This is a genomic window from Halorubrum sp. (genome assembly GCF_046498025.1).
Lineage (GTDB): Archaea > Halobacteriota > Halobacteria > Halobacteriales > Haloferacaceae > Halorubrum.
Genome location: NZ_JAWOBM010000013.1, coordinates 1 through 15365, shown reverse-complemented (window position 1 = coordinate 15365; position 15365 = coordinate 1). Strand labels below are relative to the sequence as shown.

18 protein-coding genes are annotated in these 15365 nt (G+C 71.4%); 9 read left to right on the top strand and 9 right to left on the bottom strand.

Features of this window, described 5'->3' with window-relative positions; genetic code table 11:
* The first annotated feature begins 59 nt into the window (after window positions 1–59).
* Entirely contained in the window at window positions 60–275 is a 216-nt protein-coding gene (locus tag R6U01_RS02215) for a hypothetical protein (protein ID WP_410284830.1), read from the top strand.
* 32 nt (window positions 276–307) lie between these two features.
* Here R6U01_RS02215 and R6U01_RS02210 read toward each other — a convergent pair whose 3' ends face one another.
* Window positions 308–469 carry a hypothetical protein gene (locus tag R6U01_RS02210; RefSeq protein WP_410284829.1) on the bottom strand — a complete coding sequence of 54 codons (162 nt, stop codon included), beginning with the start codon at window positions 467–469 and terminating at the stop codon, window positions 308–310.
* 91 nt (window positions 470–560) lie between these two features.
* On the opposite strand from R6U01_RS02210, the gene carB reads away from it, so the two are divergent.
* Window positions 561–3782: a carbamoyl-phosphate synthase large subunit gene (carB, locus tag R6U01_RS02205; protein ID WP_410284828.1), complete on the top strand. Its 3222-nt coding sequence runs from the start codon at window positions 561–563 to the stop codon at window positions 3780–3782.
* 95 nt (window positions 3783–3877) lie between these two features.
* On the opposite strand, the gene R6U01_RS02200 is transcribed toward carB, so the two are convergent.
* Entirely contained in the window at window positions 3878–4447 is a 570-nt protein-coding gene (locus tag R6U01_RS02200) for a nitrous oxide reductase accessory protein NosL (RefSeq protein ID WP_410284827.1), read from the bottom strand.
* A 105-nt stretch (window positions 4448–4552) separates the two neighbouring features.
* Here R6U01_RS02200 and R6U01_RS02195 point away from each other — a divergent pair, with 105 nt between their 5' ends.
* The 3 genes from R6U01_RS02195 to R6U01_RS02185 are packed head-to-tail and all read left to right on the top strand — an operon-like array spanning window position 4553 to window position 8281.
* Window positions 4553–6583 carry a NosD domain-containing protein gene (locus R6U01_RS02195; RefSeq protein ID WP_410284826.1) on the top strand — a complete coding sequence of 677 codons (2031 nt, stop codon included), beginning with the start codon at window positions 4553–4555 and terminating at the stop codon, window positions 6581–6583.
* On the top strand, window positions 6576–7421 hold the full coding sequence (locus tag R6U01_RS02190) for an ABC transporter ATP-binding protein (protein WP_410284825.1): 846 nt from the start codon (window positions 6576–6578) through the stop codon (window positions 7419–7421). The genes R6U01_RS02195 and R6U01_RS02190 overlap by 8 nt, the downstream gene beginning before the upstream one ends.
* Window positions 7418–8281, top strand: coding sequence for a copper ABC transporter permease (locus R6U01_RS02185; protein ID WP_410284824.1), 864 nt, complete (start codon window positions 7418–7420; stop codon window positions 8279–8281). The genes R6U01_RS02190 and R6U01_RS02185 overlap by 4 nt, the downstream gene beginning before the upstream one ends.
* A gap of 27 nt (window positions 8282–8308) precedes the next feature.
* On the opposite strand, the gene R6U01_RS02180 is transcribed toward R6U01_RS02185, so the two are convergent.
* Entirely contained in the window at window positions 8309–8656 is a 348-nt protein-coding gene (locus R6U01_RS02180) for a hypothetical protein (RefSeq protein ID WP_410284879.1), read from the bottom strand.
* A 143-nt stretch (window positions 8657–8799) separates the two neighbouring features.
* On the opposite strand from R6U01_RS02180, the gene R6U01_RS02175 reads away from it, so the two are divergent.
* The 4 genes from R6U01_RS02175 (at window position 8800) to R6U01_RS02160 (ending at window position 11756) form a co-directional block, all read left to right on the top strand.
* Window positions 8800–9303, top strand: a complete 504-nt coding sequence (locus R6U01_RS02175) for a winged helix-turn-helix transcriptional regulator (RefSeq protein ID WP_410284823.1) — start codon at window positions 8800–8802, stop codon at window positions 9301–9303.
* A gap of 81 nt (window positions 9304–9384) precedes the next feature.
* Complete coding sequence (locus tag R6U01_RS02170) at window positions 9385–10287, top strand: sulfite exporter TauE/SafE family protein (RefSeq protein ID WP_410284822.1); 903 nt, start codon at window positions 9385–9387, stop codon at window positions 10285–10287.
* Between the two features lie 72 nt (window positions 10288–10359).
* The gene (locus R6U01_RS02165; RefSeq protein ID WP_410284821.1) at window positions 10360–11046 is read left to right on the top strand and encodes an SCO family protein; all 687 of its coding nucleotides are present in this window, start codon (window positions 10360–10362) and stop codon (window positions 11044–11046) included.
* A 74-nt stretch (window positions 11047–11120) separates the two neighbouring features.
* Window positions 11121–11756 carry a DJ-1/PfpI family protein gene (locus tag R6U01_RS02160; RefSeq protein WP_410284820.1) on the top strand — a complete coding sequence of 212 codons (636 nt, stop codon included), beginning with the start codon at window positions 11121–11123 and terminating at the stop codon, window positions 11754–11756.
* Between the two features lie 33 nt (window positions 11757–11789).
* On the opposite strand, the gene R6U01_RS02155 is transcribed toward R6U01_RS02160, so the two are convergent.
* From R6U01_RS02155 to R6U01_RS02130, 6 genes are all read right to left on the bottom strand, one after another.
* Window positions 11790–12254, bottom strand: a complete 465-nt coding sequence (locus tag R6U01_RS02155; protein ID WP_410284819.1) for a universal stress protein — start codon at window positions 12252–12254, stop codon at window positions 11790–11792.
* A gap of 73 nt (window positions 12255–12327) precedes the next feature.
* Window positions 12328–12630: a hypothetical protein gene (locus R6U01_RS02150; protein ID WP_410284818.1), complete on the bottom strand. Its 303-nt coding sequence runs from the start codon at window positions 12628–12630 to the stop codon at window positions 12328–12330.
* The gene (locus R6U01_RS02145) at window positions 12627–13916 is read right to left on the bottom strand and encodes a helix-hairpin-helix domain-containing protein (RefSeq protein ID WP_410284817.1); all 1290 of its coding nucleotides are present in this window, start codon (window positions 13914–13916) and stop codon (window positions 12627–12629) included. Before R6U01_RS02145 ends, R6U01_RS02150 begins: the two co-directional genes overlap by 4 nt.
* A complete protein-coding gene (locus R6U01_RS02140; RefSeq protein WP_410284816.1) occupies window positions 13913–14305 on the bottom strand; it encodes a hypothetical protein in 393 nt (130 codons plus the stop codon). Before R6U01_RS02140 ends, R6U01_RS02145 begins: the two co-directional genes overlap by 4 nt.
* Window positions 14295–14858, bottom strand: a complete 564-nt coding sequence (locus R6U01_RS02135; protein ID WP_410284815.1) for a hypothetical protein — start codon at window positions 14856–14858, stop codon at window positions 14295–14297. The genes R6U01_RS02140 and R6U01_RS02135 overlap by 11 nt, the downstream gene beginning before the upstream one ends.
* An 81-nt stretch (window positions 14859–14939) precedes the next feature.
* A partial coding sequence (locus R6U01_RS02130; protein WP_410284814.1) for a hypothetical protein occupies window positions 14940–15365 on the bottom strand: 426 nt, incomplete at its 5' end.

The following is a 15365-nucleotide window of genomic DNA, read 5'->3' as shown; positions in this document are numbered from 1 at the left end:
CGATTGTCCGACTCCCGTCTCACTGAACCCTATATGTGCGGGAGCCGTACGTAAGACACATGAACGCCGGTGGATACGACCGGTACGACCGAATTCGCAGCGTGCTCGCCGAGGCCGACGAGCCGCTGACGGCGCGTGAAATTCTGGCGCTCGCCGACGAGTGCGAAGAGATCGACAGCCCGCACCGCCTCGCGACCGTGCTGGGCCGGTGGGCCGAACGCGGCGAGGTCGAGGTCATCGCGGACCGGCCCTACCGGTACAGGCTGGAGACCTGATCGGAGCGACCCGGCCGGAGCGAAAGGGGCGATCACTCCGAGCCGAACCGGAGCCTCCCGTCGACCGGATCGAACGTCGCGAGCGCCTGTTCGCCGTCGGGCGGAGAGGTCCCCGTGAACGCCGTGGCGATGAGGGCGCACCCGCCGTCCGGACACCCCCTCCTCGATGTATGAGACCAGATCTCGTGTGTCATGTCTCGACGTACCTTTCGAAAATCGCAAATCGACTGCGAGATTCGTATTCTATCGCCGACCTTATTACGATGAGCGTACTTCGTCGCGGTAATGAGCGAGGACCGGACCATTCTACTCATCGGTAGCGGGCCGATCCAGATCGGACAGGCGGCCGAGTTCGACTACTCCGGCGCACAGGCGTGTCGCGCCCTCCAAGAGGAGGGGGCCCGCGTCGTGCTGGTGAACTCCAACCCGGCGACGATCATGACCGACCCGGACACCGCGGACCGGGTGTACATCGAACCCATCACGCCGGAGGCGATCTCGGAGGTCATCCGGATCGAGGAGCCCGACGGCGTCATCGCCGGGCTCGGCGGCCAGACGGGACTCAACGTCACCGCCGAGCTCGCCGAGGAGGGGATCTTAGAGGAGCACGACGTCGAGGTGATGGGGACACCGCTCGACACCATCTACGCGACGGAGGACCGCGACCTGTTCCGCCAGCGGATGGAGGACCTCGGGCAGCCGGTCCCCAAGTCGACCACCATCTCGCTCGACGAGGGCGAGTCGGTCACCGACTTCGACGAGGAGGCCTTCCGTGAACGCGTGCAGGACGCGGTCGACGCGGTCGGCGGGCTCCCCGTCATCGCCCGGACGACGTACACCCTCGGCGGCTCCGGCTCCGGGGTCGTCGACGACTTCGAGGAACTCGTCGAACGCGTCCGCAAGGGGCTCCGTCTCTCGCGGAACAGCGAGGTGCTGATCACGGAGTCCATCGCGGGCTGGGTCGAACTCGAGTACGAGGTGATGCGGGACGCCGACGACTCCTGTATCATCATCTGTAACATGGAGAACATCGACCCGATGGGGATCCACACCGGCGAGTCGACGGTCGTCACCCCCTCGCAGGTCATCCCCGACGACGGCCACCAGGAGATGCGCGACGCGGCGCTCGAAGTCATCCGCGACCTCGGCATCCAGGGCGGTTGTAACATCCAGTTCGCGTGGCACGACGACGGGACGCCCGGCGGCGAGTACCGCGTCGTCGAAGTGAACCCGCGCGTCTCGCGCTCTTCCGCGCTCGCGTCGAAGGCGACCGGGTACCCGATCGCCCGCGTCACGGCGAAGGTCGCGCTGGGCAAGCGGCTCCACGAGATCGACAACGAGATCACCGGCGAGACGACCGCGGCCTTCGAGCCCGCCATCGACTACGTGGTGACGAAGGTGCCGCGCTGGCCCATCGACAAGTTCGACGACGTGGACTTCGAGCTCGGGACGGCGATGAAGTCGACCGGCGAGGCGATGGCGATCGGCCGGAACTTCGAAGAGAGCCTGCTGAAGTCGCTCCGCTCGTCGGAGTACGACCCGGCGGTCGACTGGGAGACGGTCGGCGACGCCGCCTTGGAGACCGAGTACCTCGAACGCCCCTCGCCCGACCGCCCGTACGCGATCTTCGAGGCGTTCGACCGCGGGTACACCGTCGCGGACGTCGAGGACCTGACCGGCATCAAGCCGTGGTACCTCGAGCGGTTCGAGCGGGTCAGCGACTCCGCGCAGGCCGCCCAGAACGGCGAGTTCGCGCAGGCGGCCACCGCGGGCCACACGAACGCGGAGATCGCGACCCTCGCGGGCGGCGCCGACGTCGCCGCCGTCGAGGAGGACGTCCCCGGTCGGACGTACAAACAGGTCGACACCTGCGCCGGCGAGTTCGCCGCCGAGACCCCGTACTACTACTCAGCCCGTCAGTCGGAGTTCAACCGGGGACCGCTGAAGGGCGACGCCGCGGCCGGCGAGCTCGTCGTCGACAAGAGCGTCGACAGCGTGGTCGTGGTCGGGGGCGGTCCGATCCGGATCGGGCAGGGCGTCGAGTTCGACTACTGCGCGGTCCACGCGATCCAGGCGCTTCGCGAGCTCGGCATCGAGGCACACGTCGTCAACAACAACCCCGAGACCGTCTCGACCGACTACGACACCTCCGACGGGCTGTTCTTCGACCCGATCTCCGCCGAGGAGGTCGCCGACGTGGCCGAGGCGACCGGCGCCGACGGCGTGATGGTCCAGTTCGGCGGGCAGACGTCCGTGAACATCGGCGAGCCGCTGGAGGCGGAGCTCGAACGCCGCGGACTCGACTGCGAGATAATGGGGACGAGCGTCGAGGCGATGGACCTGGCAGAGGACCGCAACCGGTTCAACGTCCTGATGGACGAGATGGGGATCGCCCAGCCCGAGGGCGGCACCGCGACGAGCGAGAGCGAGGCGCTCGAACTGGCCCACGACATCGGCTACCCCGTCTTAGTGCGTCCCTCCTACGTCCTCGGCGGGCGCGCGATGCGGGTCGTCGAGAGCGACGCGGAGCTCGAAGAGTACATCGAGGAGGCGGTCCGGGTCTCCCCCGACAAGCCGATCCTGGTCGACCAGTTCCTCGACGACGCGGTCGAACTGGACGTCGACGCCGTGGCCGACGGCGAGGACGTGCTCCTCGGCGGCGTGATGGAGCACGTCGAGAGCGCGGGCGTCCACTCGGGCGACTCCGCCTGCATGATCCCGCCGCGCTCGCTCGACGACGAGACGATGGCGCGGGTCCGCGAGGTCACCGAGGACATCGCCCGCGCGCTCGACACGGTCGGGCTGCTCAACGTCCAGCTCGCGGTGACGGGCGTCGGCGACGACGACGCCGACAGCGAGGTGTTCGTGTTAGAGGCGAACCCGCGCTCCTCGCGGACGGTCCCGTTCGTCTCGAAGGCGACGGGCGTCCCCATCGCGAAGCTCGCGGCCAAGGTGATGACCGACGGCCTGACGCTCGCCGACCTCGACGTCGACGAGCAGATTCCGGAACACCGCAGCGTGAAGGAGGTCGTCCTGCCGTTCGACCGCCTGCCGGGCTCGGACCCGCGTCTCGGGCCGGAAATGAAGTCGACCGGCGAGGTCATGGGCACGGCCCGCTCGTTCGGCAAGGCGTACGACAAGGCGCAGGACTCCACGGGCAAGCCGATCCCGGAGTCCGGCACCGCCGTCGTCGACCTCTCCGCCGAGGAGTTCCCGGACCCCGACACCGAGGCCGGCGAGGCGCTGGTCGAGGGGTACGCGGAGCACTTCGAGCTCTCGACGGCGACGGACCTGATCGAGGCCGCGAGACACGGCGAGATCGACCTCATCGTCTCCCGGCAGCGCGAGCTGTTGGAGGTCGCCGTCGAGGAGGAGATCACCTACTTCTCGACGCACGCCTCCGCGAAGGCGGCCCTGGAGGCGCTCGACCACGCCGCCGACGACATCGACGTGATGGCCGTCTCCGACCGGCCGAAGCGCGTCGAGAAGTGGGGCGCCGCGGAGTAGACGGCGGATCGACCGCCGCGCTCTCAGACCGTTTATAATCGACCCGCAATCGCGACGCTCTGTTTGCGAATACGACGCCGACCGCGCTCGACTACTTATAAGGCTTCGAGCGTCGACCGGTCCACGTCCTCTGCGGGCATCGACTCGCCGCCGTACTCCTCGACGAACGCCGTCACGTCCGCCTCCTCGCTGAACGGGATCAGTTCGGGGCCCATGGCGCCGACGACCTCGCTGCGTGCGACGACGGTGAGGTCGGTCGTCCGGGAGAACGCGTCGCGCTCGACGTGCGAGGAGAACATCGTGTCGGAGCCCTCCTCGAACACCTCCTGGTCGACGAGCGAGTAGTCGGTGAGGAACGTCGCCAGCGGGGTCCGTCCCGCGTCTTCGGCGTCGAACCGGTAGGTGTACGTGCAGGTGCTGCTGCAGAACTGGCCGGGTCGGCCCCCCTCGGGCTCGTCGTCCTCGAAGTGGACCTGCCCGACCGGACCGGGGTGGTCCTCGATTATCATGCCGCACTCGTCGCACGCGCGCTCTCCGTCGAGCGAGACGGGGGCGATGGACTCGCTCTCCTCTCCGAGACAGCCGGCGGCGGCGAGCGAGAGCCCCGCGCTCATCCCGGCGAGCAGACTCCGACGCGACGTCGACGGACGCTGGCGTTCGGTCATGCGTGATAGTTGCGGAACGTCCGTCTTAGCCCCTCGGGACCGATTCACGCCGTCGTTCGAGGAACGAACCAGATCCGATAAACCCCGACCGATCGAAGCCTCACCGTGACGCGTTTCGACCCCTACGGCGATCCCTCGCTTCCGGTTCGGCTCGCGCTCGCGACGCTCCTCCTCGTCGCCGCGGCCGCGACGGCGGGGGCGTTCCTCGCCGACCCCGAGTCGGCCGCGCCGTCGCCGGTCGCCTACGACGACGTCGTCGAGCTCGGCCTCTCCTCCGAGACGGACGCGCTGATGGCGGGGTCGGCGAGGATTCCGCGGACGCAGGTGTTCTACTCGCAGCTCCAGTACGTCGTTGGGTACAACGGCGTCGAGTCGCTCGCGTCGGCGTTCGACGACGACCGGACGGAACGGCAGTTCGGCTACCCGATCGTCGCCTACGTCGAGACGTTCGACGACGCGCGGCCGGGGACGACGGAGACCGGGCTGTTCGAGGCCGAACGGAACGGCGAGTGGACGCCGGCGCCGGAGGCGGTCTACGTGGTCGGGAGCGACGCCCGGAGCCCGGCCGGCGAGACGGTCGTCCCGTTCCGGGAGCGCGACGCCGCCGAGGCGTTCACCGCCGACCACGGCGGGCGGGCGGTCGACTGGGAGGCGGTCCGCGGCCTGTCGTTCGACGCCGACTCCGCGGCGACGGTGCGCGAGACGGCCCCCGAGCGGTGGACCGAAGCCGACGAGCGCGTCGCGGCCGCCGAGCGCCGCGCCGACCGGCCGGTCTCCGTCGTCGTCGGCGAAGACGCGCCCACGATCGAGGCGGCGCTCGCGGCCGCGCCGGCGAACACGACGGTCGTCGTCCCGCCCGGCACCTACGAGGAGACCCCGACGGTGAACGAGTCTGTCACCATCGCCGGCGACGACGCGCGGATCAGCGGCGACCGAAACGGGTCGGTGATCACGGTGCGAGCGCCTGACGTGGCGATCACCGGAATTACGGTCGACGGGAGCGGGAACGAGACGCGCGACCCGGAGGCGGCGCGCGAAGCTCGCGACCGCGAGGGCGAGGCGTGGGACACCAACATCCAGCTCGGGTACGGGCACGGCGACGCGGGGATCCGCGCGGTCGGCGCCCCGGGGCTCTTCGTCGACGACGTGACGATCGAGTCCAACGCGAGCGGCCTGCTCCTCCGGGATGGCTCTCACGCGGTGGTCCGAGACCTCCGCGTCGACGGGACCGATCGCTGGCAGGACGGCTTCATGGGGATCACCGGCATGCAGTCGCGGGCGACCGTGACGGACAGCGCGTTCGCGGGCGGCCGGGACGGGATCTACCTCCACCGCGCCGACGGCTCGGTCGTCCGGAACTCCGCGTTCGCGGACAACCGCTACGGCGTCCACCTCATGTACACGGGCGACGCGCTGATCGCCGACAACGCGTTCCGCGACGAGCTGTTCGCCGGCGTCACCGTGATGACGCGCCCGTCGGGCAACGCGATCGTCGGCAACGACGTGCGGAACTCCAGCGCGGGGATCCAGGCGTCGGGGACACGGGCGTACCTCGGCTACAACACCCTCGTCGGCAACGAGCTCGGCTTCTCGACCAGCTCGCGCGGGTCGCTGTACGAGCGCAACGTCGCCGCGAACAACGAGCTCGGCGCGCGCGCGACCACGGTCGTCCCGTCGAGCCGCGTCGTCGCGAACGACTTCGTCGGCAACGAGGACCACGCGGCCGCCGGGCCCGGCGCACTCCGGGTCTGGGCCGACGGCGACCGCGGGAACTACTGGGAAGGGGCGAACGTCGGGGTCCACGAGCCGGGCGAGCGCGCGTACCGACCGACCTCGCCCGTCGACGGCGCGCTCCACCGCGAGGTCGCCGTGGTGGCCGTCCGCGAGTCGCCCGCGGTCGCCCTCCTCGACCGCCTCCGCGGGACGGTCCCCGGCGCGCGCTCGGGGAGCATCATCGACCCGGCGCCGGCGACGGAGCCGCACTCGCCCGACCGGGTGGCGGCCGCGCTCGACCCGGACGCGGGGCCGGTCCACGCAGACTGGCGCGCCCGATTCGACGAGGGGGACGACGACGGAGACGCCGATACGATGAACACGAGCACTCGGAACGCGACGAGCGGGGTGGCGGATGCCTGACGAGCCCGTCGCGAGCCTCTCGGAGGCGGCCCGGACCTACGGGGGCGTCCGGGTGCTCGACGCCGTGTCGCTCGACGTTCGGCCCGGCCTCACCGCCGTCATCGGTCCGAACGGCTCCGGCAAATCGACGCTGCTGCGGGTTCTCGTCGGCGCGACGGAGCCGACCGCGGGCGAGGTCCGGTACCCCGGCGCGACCGGTCCGAAGCCGATCGGCTACCTGCCGCAGCGGGTGCCGTTTCGGGACGGGTTCACGGCCCGCGAGACGCTCGCGTTCTACGCGCGGCTCGTCGGCGACGACCCGGACGCGGCGCTGGAACGGGTCGGGCTGAGCGACGCGGGCGGCAGGCGCGTCGAGGCGCTCTCGGGGGGAATGCGCCGCCTGCTGGGCATCGCGCAGGCCGTCCTCGGGGATCCATCGCTCGCGGTCCTCGACGAGCCGGCGAGCGGCCTTGACCCCGGGATGCGCGAACGCGCGTTCCGCGCGGCCGCCCGGCGCGCCGACGGCGACACGGCCGTCGTCGTCTCCTCGCACGCGCTCGACCTCGTCGACGCTCACGCCGACCGCGTCGTGATCCTGCGTCGAGGGCGGGTCGCCGCCGCGGGGCCGCTGGACCGACTGCTCGACGAGCACGACGCGACCGACGCGAGCGAGCTCTACCGCGTCGTGACGGGGAGTTCCGGAGCGCGGGCGGACCACACGGACGACGCGGGCGACGCAGGCGACGCGGCGAGCGGGGACGCCGAGGGCGACGGCGACGACACCGAGGGCGACGGCGACGACACCGAGGATGACGACGCGGAGGCGGACGTTCACGTCACGGGGGTGTCGGACCGATGAGCGGCCGGTTCACCGGAGTCGCGACCGTGTTCCGGCGAGAGCTCGCGACGGTGGTTCGCACGCCCGGCTACGGCGTGCTGGCGGTCGGACTGCTCGTCGTCCTCGGCGGCCTCCTCGCGGCGGGCGGCGGCGGGGCGACCGGATTCGTGCCGGCGGTCGTCGACCTGCTCCTCCCGACCGAGGCGCTCGTCCCGCTCGTCGCGGTGGTGCTGGGCTACCGCGCGCTGCTCACCGACGCCGCGAGCGGCGAGCTCGCGGTGATCCGGACCTACCCGGTCCGCGTCGGCGAGTACGTGGCGGGGGTGTTGCTGGCGCGGCTGGCCGCGCTCGTCATCGCTGTCGGCGTCCCGTACGCGGCGATCGGCGGCGTCGTCTGGCTGACGGCCGCGCCGGACACGGGGATCTTCGCGACGCACACCGGCGTCGACTCGCCGCTGCTGTACCTGCGATTCCTCGCGTTCGTCCTCCTGCTGGGCGCGGCGTACGTGTCGCTCGCGGCGGCCGTCTCGGCGCTCGCCGCGAGCCGCCGCAGCGCGATCGCCCTCGGGACCCTCGCGCTCGCGGCGGGCGTGCTCGGCGGCGACCTCGTCCTGCTCCGGTCGCTCGCGGGCGGAGCGTCGCCGGCGACGGTCCCCGCGTCGCTCGCGCTCGCGCCGAACGGGGCGTTCCGCGGGCTCGTCTTCGAGCACGTCATCGGCGTCGCCTTCGCCCCTGAGGGCGGGTTCGTCTCGACCGGCCGAGCGGTGGGGTCGCTGGTCGGCTGGACGCTCCTCGGCGCGGTCGTCGCCGGCGTGACGCTCGCGTACGGTCGTCACGTCGACGCGGCCGTCGAGCGCGTTCGCCGCGGTATCGGCGACTGAGCGGGCGCGCGACGGGACGGCTTCCCGTCAGTCCGAGGGCGCGTCGTCGCCCACGGAGCCGGGGGCGTGCGCGTACACCGCGTAGAGGACCACCGCGGCGATGAGGAAGTCCAAGCTGTGTTCGAGGAAGTGGTGCACCGGCATCGGCACGACGCCGAGCACGGTCCCCGCGCCCACGACCGAGCGGGCGAGGAGGGCGCCGACGGCGACGCTTATCAGGGCGTACTGCGCGCTCCTGCGGCGGCGGTAGGCGACGAGGCTCACGAGGAAGAGGAGCCCCGTCCCCGCGCCGGCGACGAGCACGACGCCGAGCAGCGGCAGCGACCCCTCTACGCCCCAGCCGCCGACGGTCGCGGTCGCCGTCGTCGTTCCTATCACGGTCGCGGTCGCGGAGATCGGGCTCACGCTCTCGACACCTACTGCGGCGAGCGACAAGAATACTCTCCCGTTCGCTCCCGCGCGGAGAGAACGCGCGGGCTCGTTTTAACTACCGACACGATAGGTCACGACGAGCACCCATGCCGGACACCAGAACCCGGGTTCGCCGACACGTCCGCGACACGCCGGGCGTTCACTTCAACCGGGTGAGCCGCGACCTCGACATCGCCACCGGGCAGGCGCAGTATCACCTGCGCCGCCTCGTCCGCGACGGCGAGGTCGCCGTCGAGCGGATCGGCGGCCGCGCCCACTACTTCGACCCGACGTTCGACCCGTGGGAACGGCGGGCCGTCGCCTTCCTCCGACGCGAGACCGCTCGCGGTATCCTCGTCCGGCTCCACGCCGAGGGGCCGACCCGCCCGGCGGCGCTCGCGGACGATCTGGACATCGCGCGGAGCACCGTCTCGTGGCACGTCTCGAACCTGGTCGAGAGCGGGATCGTCGAGAAGTCCGACGAGCGGCCCGTGCGCGTCTCGCTCGCGCGCCCCGAGCGGACCGCGGCGCTCCTCGACGAGGTGTCGGCGTCGCTCCCGGACCGGATCGTCGACCGGTTCGTCCGGACCGTCGACAGCCTCTTCGAGTGACACCCTCCGGCGACGGTCCCCGCCCCCGCGTTCGTCGATCGCACCAGATCCGTTAGGGCCGCCGCGCGCGAGCGATACGGCATGTTCGAACTCGGGGACGGCGCCGGCTCACTCGATCTGCTATCGCTCGTCCCCGCGACGGCGACGTGTGAGCCCACCGGGACGATCCACTCGGCGGAGCCGCTGAGCCTCGGCGTGTTCCTGCTGGTCGGCCTCCTCGGCGGCGCGCACTGCCTCGGCATGTGCGGCCCGCTCGTCTCGACGTACGCGGACCGAATGCGGGGCGGCGCCTCCGCCGACGGCGCCGAGCCCGCCGCGAACGCCGCCGCCGGAAGCGGACGCGTCGGTGGCCGCGGTGATCTCACCGTGCGACAGGTGCGTCAGCACGCGCTGTTCAACCTCGGTCGGACCGCGAGCTACACCGCGATCGGGGGCCTGTTCGGCCTCGCGGGAGGTCTCGCGTTCGTCACGGGCCGCACCGTGACGACGGTCGCCGACGACGTGCACGCGCTCACGGGCCTCGTGGTCGGCGCGGTCGTCATCGCGATCGGCGCGCGGTACGCCCTCCGACTGGAGTTGCAGCGGATCCCGGTCCCCGGGATCGAGGCCGCCTCGGGCGTCGTCACGGGTCGGATCGTGCCCCGGGTCGACGCGTGGGTCGGCGACTGGCGGATCGTCGGACTCGGCGCCGCACACGGGCTCTTGCCGTGTCCCCTGCTGTACCCGGCGTTCCTGTACGCGTTCGTGCAGGGGAGCGCGCTCGGCGGCGCGGTCGCGCTCGCCGCGCTCGGTCTCGGCACCGTGCCGGCGCTGTTCCTCTTCGGTACCGCGTTCGGAGCCGTGAGCGTCGAGACCCGCATGCGGCTCCACCGCGCGCTGGGTGTCGCCTTCGTCGCGCTCGGTTACATCCCGCTCCAGCACGGGCTCGCGACGCTCGGCGTCCCGCTGCCGCACCCGCCGATCCCGTACTACGCGCCGGTATAAGGGCCCGCGTCGCGAGCGGCGTTCGACGCCCGCACCAGACCGGTTATGCGACCACGGTCCGTCGGATTCGGCATGCAACGGCGAGCGCTGCTCGGCGGGATCGCCGCGGCGACGGTGGGTGCGACGGCCGGCTGTACGTCGGTGCTCGGCGGCGAGCCGGAGGGGGTCGTGCTCGGGCCGCAGGAAGATCAGCTCGCGGACAGCGAGGACCTCGCGTATCCCGCGTACGGCGAGCCGCTCCCCGCGTTCGAGCTGCGGGACCCGGTCGCGGGGGTGACCGTCGACAGCGAGGCCCTCGACCGAACCGCGGTCGTGACCGGCGTCTTCATCAGCTGTCCCGCGGAGTGCGGCGTCCTCCTCCGACGACTGGCGGGGGTCCAGCGGCGCGTCGCCGAGGCGGGGCTGACCGACGAGGCGGTGTTCCTCCCGATCACGTTCGACCCCGAGCGCGACGACGCGGCGGCGTTCCGCGAGAACGCCGAGTCGATCGGCGCGGACCTCGACGCGGACAACTGGCACTATCTCCGCCCGGAGAGCCCGGAGCAGGCGAAAACGGTGGTCGAAGAGCGGCTCGGGATCGGCTTCGAGCGCACGACCGAGAGCGACCGGCTCCCCGGCTACGACTTCACGCACATCGTCGTCACCTTCCTCGTCAACCCCGACGGCGTCGTGGAGCGGGCGTACCGCGGCGAGCGGATCGACCGCGACCGCGTCGTCGGCGACATCGAGGCGGTCGCCGACGCGTTCGACGAGGCGTGACGACCTCCGGAGCGCTCGGCGAGGCGTGACGGCGGGGGAACGCACATGACGCCCGGGCGTGTACGGACCCGACGATGAACGTCGACGTGCTGCTGTACGACGGCTTCGACGAGCTGGACGGGATCGGCCCGTACGAGGTGTTCGACTACGCGCTGGGCTACGCCGCCGAGGGCGACGACCGCGCCGGACGCGTCCGATACGTGAGCCTCGACGAGCGCGAGTCGGTCACCGCGAGCCACGGGACCCGCGTCGGCGTCGACGGCGTCCTCCCGGAGCCGGACGCCGTCGACATCCCCGACCTCCTCGTCGTCCCCGGTGGCGGGTGGAACGCCCGCGACGAGGAGGCCAGCGCATGGGCGGAGGCACAGAAGGGCGACGTGCCGCTCGCGCTCGCCGACCACCACGCGGCCGGCACCCGGATCGCGTCGGTGTGTACCGGATCGATGCTGCTCGCGGAGGGCGGCGTCACCGACGGCCGACGCGCGGTCACGCACGCCGGCGCGATAGACGAGTTGCGCGAGTCGGGCGCCGAGGTCGTGGACGCGCGCGTCGTCGACGACGGCGACCTGCTCTCCGCGGGCGGCGTGACCTCGGGGATCGACCTGGCGCTGTACGTCGTCGAGCGGGAGTTCGGCCGGGAGGTCGCCGACCGCGTCGCGACCGTCATCGAGTACGAGCGTCGCTACGAGGTCGCCGGCCGGGGAGCATAAGAGGCCGGTACGTCGTCGAGCGGCGTCGCCGCGTCAGTCGTCGCCGTCGTCTGGGAAGGGCGCGCCCGTTTCGGCGTCGCCGCTCTCGGTCGCGCCGTCGCGGGCGACCGTGATCACGGTGGAGTCGAGCTCGCTCCGGAGGAACGATTCGATGTCGGGGTCGGAGAGCAGCTTCTGGACCATTCGCCGCCAGCGACCGGCCTGCTTCGAGCCGATGACGACGACGTCGGCCTCCTCGGCGACGATCTCCTCCAAGATGGTCTCCTCGACGAGGAACCCACGTCGGACGACGTACCGCGCGCGATCCAGCTTCCCGACGTGACTTTCGACGGCGCGCTTGAGGTCGCTTCGCGAGACGCCCCCCGGGTTCTGATACAGGTCCACGTGGAGGACCGTGAGGTCGGCGTCGCGCTCTTCGGCGACGCGGACGGCCTCCCGCAGCGTCGCCGCCGAGTGCGACGACGGCGGGTACCGGACCGGGACCACGACGAGAGTCATGTCTGTTTCGTTGCATGGGGAGTATAAATACGCTGTCGGTCCGAGTGATCGCGTTGAGAACCGGGCCCGCTCTTCACGGGACGGGAGCGCCGGTCACCGCCGCGAACTGCGCCGGGTCGAACCGGACGCCGCCGACGGTGTCTATCCACGGGAGCCGCCGTAGCCGTCGGGCGCGCTCGTGCGAGACGCGGACGACGGCGAACCCGGACCGGTGGTGGAGCACGAGTCGGCCGGACGTCCCCACGATCCCGAGCAGACCGGTGACGAACGCGTCGTGGTCGGTCGAGTCGGGACGCTTCACGAACAAGAACGCCTCCGCGTCGGGGTCCGGCCCCGAGACCTCGATCGACGCGCCGAACCGCTCCGCGAGGCTCATCGGTCCCCGGTCATCTTCGCCGCCTGTTCGATCCAGTCCGCGGCCCGGCTCGTCGACGCCCGCGTGATTTCGGCGACCGTCTCCGGATCGAGCGTCGACAGGTGGGCGACCGTCTCGATTCCCTTCTCGCGAAGCCGGCTCGCGTACGTGGGGCCGATGCCGGAGACCGATTCGAGCTCTTTCGGCTCGCCGTGGCCGCCGAGCCGCTCCTGTAACGCGACGATCCGTTCGACCGGAATCGACAGCCGCTCGGCGAGTTCCTCGGGGTCCTGCCGCACCAACGACTCGAGGTCCGTGACGCCGGCGCGGCCGAGCCGGTCCGCGACCGCGGAGCCGTTCTCCGGGTCGACCTCCACGAGAGCGCGCCGGAACGCCTCCATGCGCTCCCGTTCGTCGAGGTCGGTCTCGCCGTCGTCCGCGTCCGCGCCGCTGTCCCCCTCGGCGCCGCCGTCATCGTCGGGTGTACCGTCCGACCCCGTCGACGCGTCCGACTCCGCGCTCGAATCGCCCGGCGTCTCCGGATCGGCGTCGGGCCCCTCGACCTCCTGCTCCTCGACGTCGGGCTCCGCGGCGAGGACGAGGTCGACGGACGCCCCGGGCTCCGCGAGGGCGTAGGCGTCGGGGAACTGCTCGACGACGGCTCCGGGCGTCGTCGTCGGGTCGGCGGTCCGTTCGACCGTTCCGAGAGTGAGGCCGGCGGCCGCCAACCGGCGGACCGCGGCCTCGCGCGACAGACCTCCCAGCTCCGGAACGTCGACGTACTCCGCCTCGGGTCGGTCGGGGCGCTCGCGCGGCGCGCGCAGCCGGAACGATACCTCGCTGAGGTTCGCCGAGACGGACGACTCGTCCAGCGAGGGGAGGTGCATCCGAATCCCGTCCTCGGTCTGCGTCAGGTTCGCTTTGAGCGTGAAATCGACGTCGTCGACGCGGTACCGCTCGCTCGACAGGTCGTCGTCGGCCGCCTCCAGCGCCGCGCCGAGGGTCGAGAAGACCGCCTTCGGTTCCAGTGCCGGCCGCTCCGCCTCCAGCTCGTGCACGCGGTCCCGAAGCCGCTCCCGGTCGTCGGTCAGCCTCGAGAGCTCGTGTTCGAGCGCGTCGCGTTCGATCCGCACGTCCAGCACGTCGGTCTGGAGCCGAACGAGCGACTCCTGCTGCTCGGTGATCACCCGCTCGACCGCGGCCCGTTCGACGGTGTCGAGCTTGTCGACGTCGAGGTGCGGTATCTCCGTCAGCTGGAACGTCTCGGCGATCCGGAACGAGTCGCCGGCGTCGAACCGCTCGCTCATGGGCGGCGCGACTCCGGCGGCACGGGGGCGATCGTGAGGCGGACCTCGCTCGCGATGTCGGCGTCCACCTCGTACTCGTCGACGACGCGATGGTTGAGCGGGACCGCGCTCACGACGGGCTTGTACGCGCGGACCTCGTTCGTCTCCGGGTCGCGGATCTCCCGGCCCTCCATCGACAGCGTCAGTTCCAGGTCCGCCTGGACGTCGGCGAAGCGGAGCCAGGACGCGTCGAGGTCGTACGCGAGCTCGCCGCTCTCGATATCCCGTTCGATCGCCCGCTGTGCGGCCAATGACCGACGGTCCAGTTCCTCCTGTCCCTCGGCGACCGAGAACGCGACCGCGCGGATGAACTCCGTGAGCGGCCGCGCGAGCCACTCGTCAGTCGGCACGGTCGCCTCCGGGTGCCGGCTCGGAATCCGCCGGTGGACCCGCGCGCACGGGGCGCGGCGTGGATTCGAGACGCGCGGCCAGTCGGGCGTTCGCGTCCGCCGCTCGGTCGAACCGGCGCCGACCGATCACCGACCGCGTGTCCGCCCTGAGCCCGCTCGCTCGCTCCTCGTCGCCGCTTTCGCGGTCGTCTTCGTCGCTCGCGCGGTCCGTCACGCTCACGTCGACGTCGACCTCGATCGTCGCCTCGCTGAATCGGTACCAGGCGGGCGCGATCCCCAGTTCGAGCAGGGACCGGCGCTCCGGCGGGGCCGCCTCCGCGGTGACCCCGCCGTCGGCGTCGATCGTCCGGGTGACCGACGGGACGACCTCGACCTCCGTCTCCGCGAGCGACGCCGCCGTCTCGGCGGTGTGCGCGTCGAGCGCGGTCTGGGCGTCGATGAGGCCCGCGGCCAGCAGGTAGACGAGGTCGTCGAACGGGACGTCCGCGACCGGCTGGGTCGGTCGGCGGCGGGCGATACTGGCCGGTGATACGTGATGGGCTCGTAATGGCATTGATGTCGGTGTCGCTGGTGCGGTTCGGGCGTCGCGGTCGAGCGTGCGGCGCTCGCCGTCGACGGCCGGGAACCGGCTCGATCACTCCTCAGTCGTGCGGTTGTCGACGGTCTCGACCTCGGGGAAGAGGTACGGCGGCTCCGGCACCGGGACCATCGTGGTCTTCAGTTTGCTCGTCCCGTGGACCTCCTTACCGAACTTGCGGTTGTGGCTCACGTCGGTCTGGATGCTGCCGCCCCAGAGGCCGAACCCGGCGTGCGCCTCGGCGCTGACGTCGATGTTCGTCTCTCGTTCGGTGGTCGTTTTGATGTCCATCTCGACCTCGATGACGGCCTCCGAGAACTGGTAGAACGTCGGGAACAGCCCCGCCTGCAGCAGCGAGACGTCGATCGCGTCCGCCGAGGAGTAGGTGACGTCGCCGTTGGAGTCGATCGTCCGCGTGATCGCCGGGACGACCTCGATCTCCGTCTCCGCGAGCGTCTTGGCGACCTCGACCGAGTTCATGTC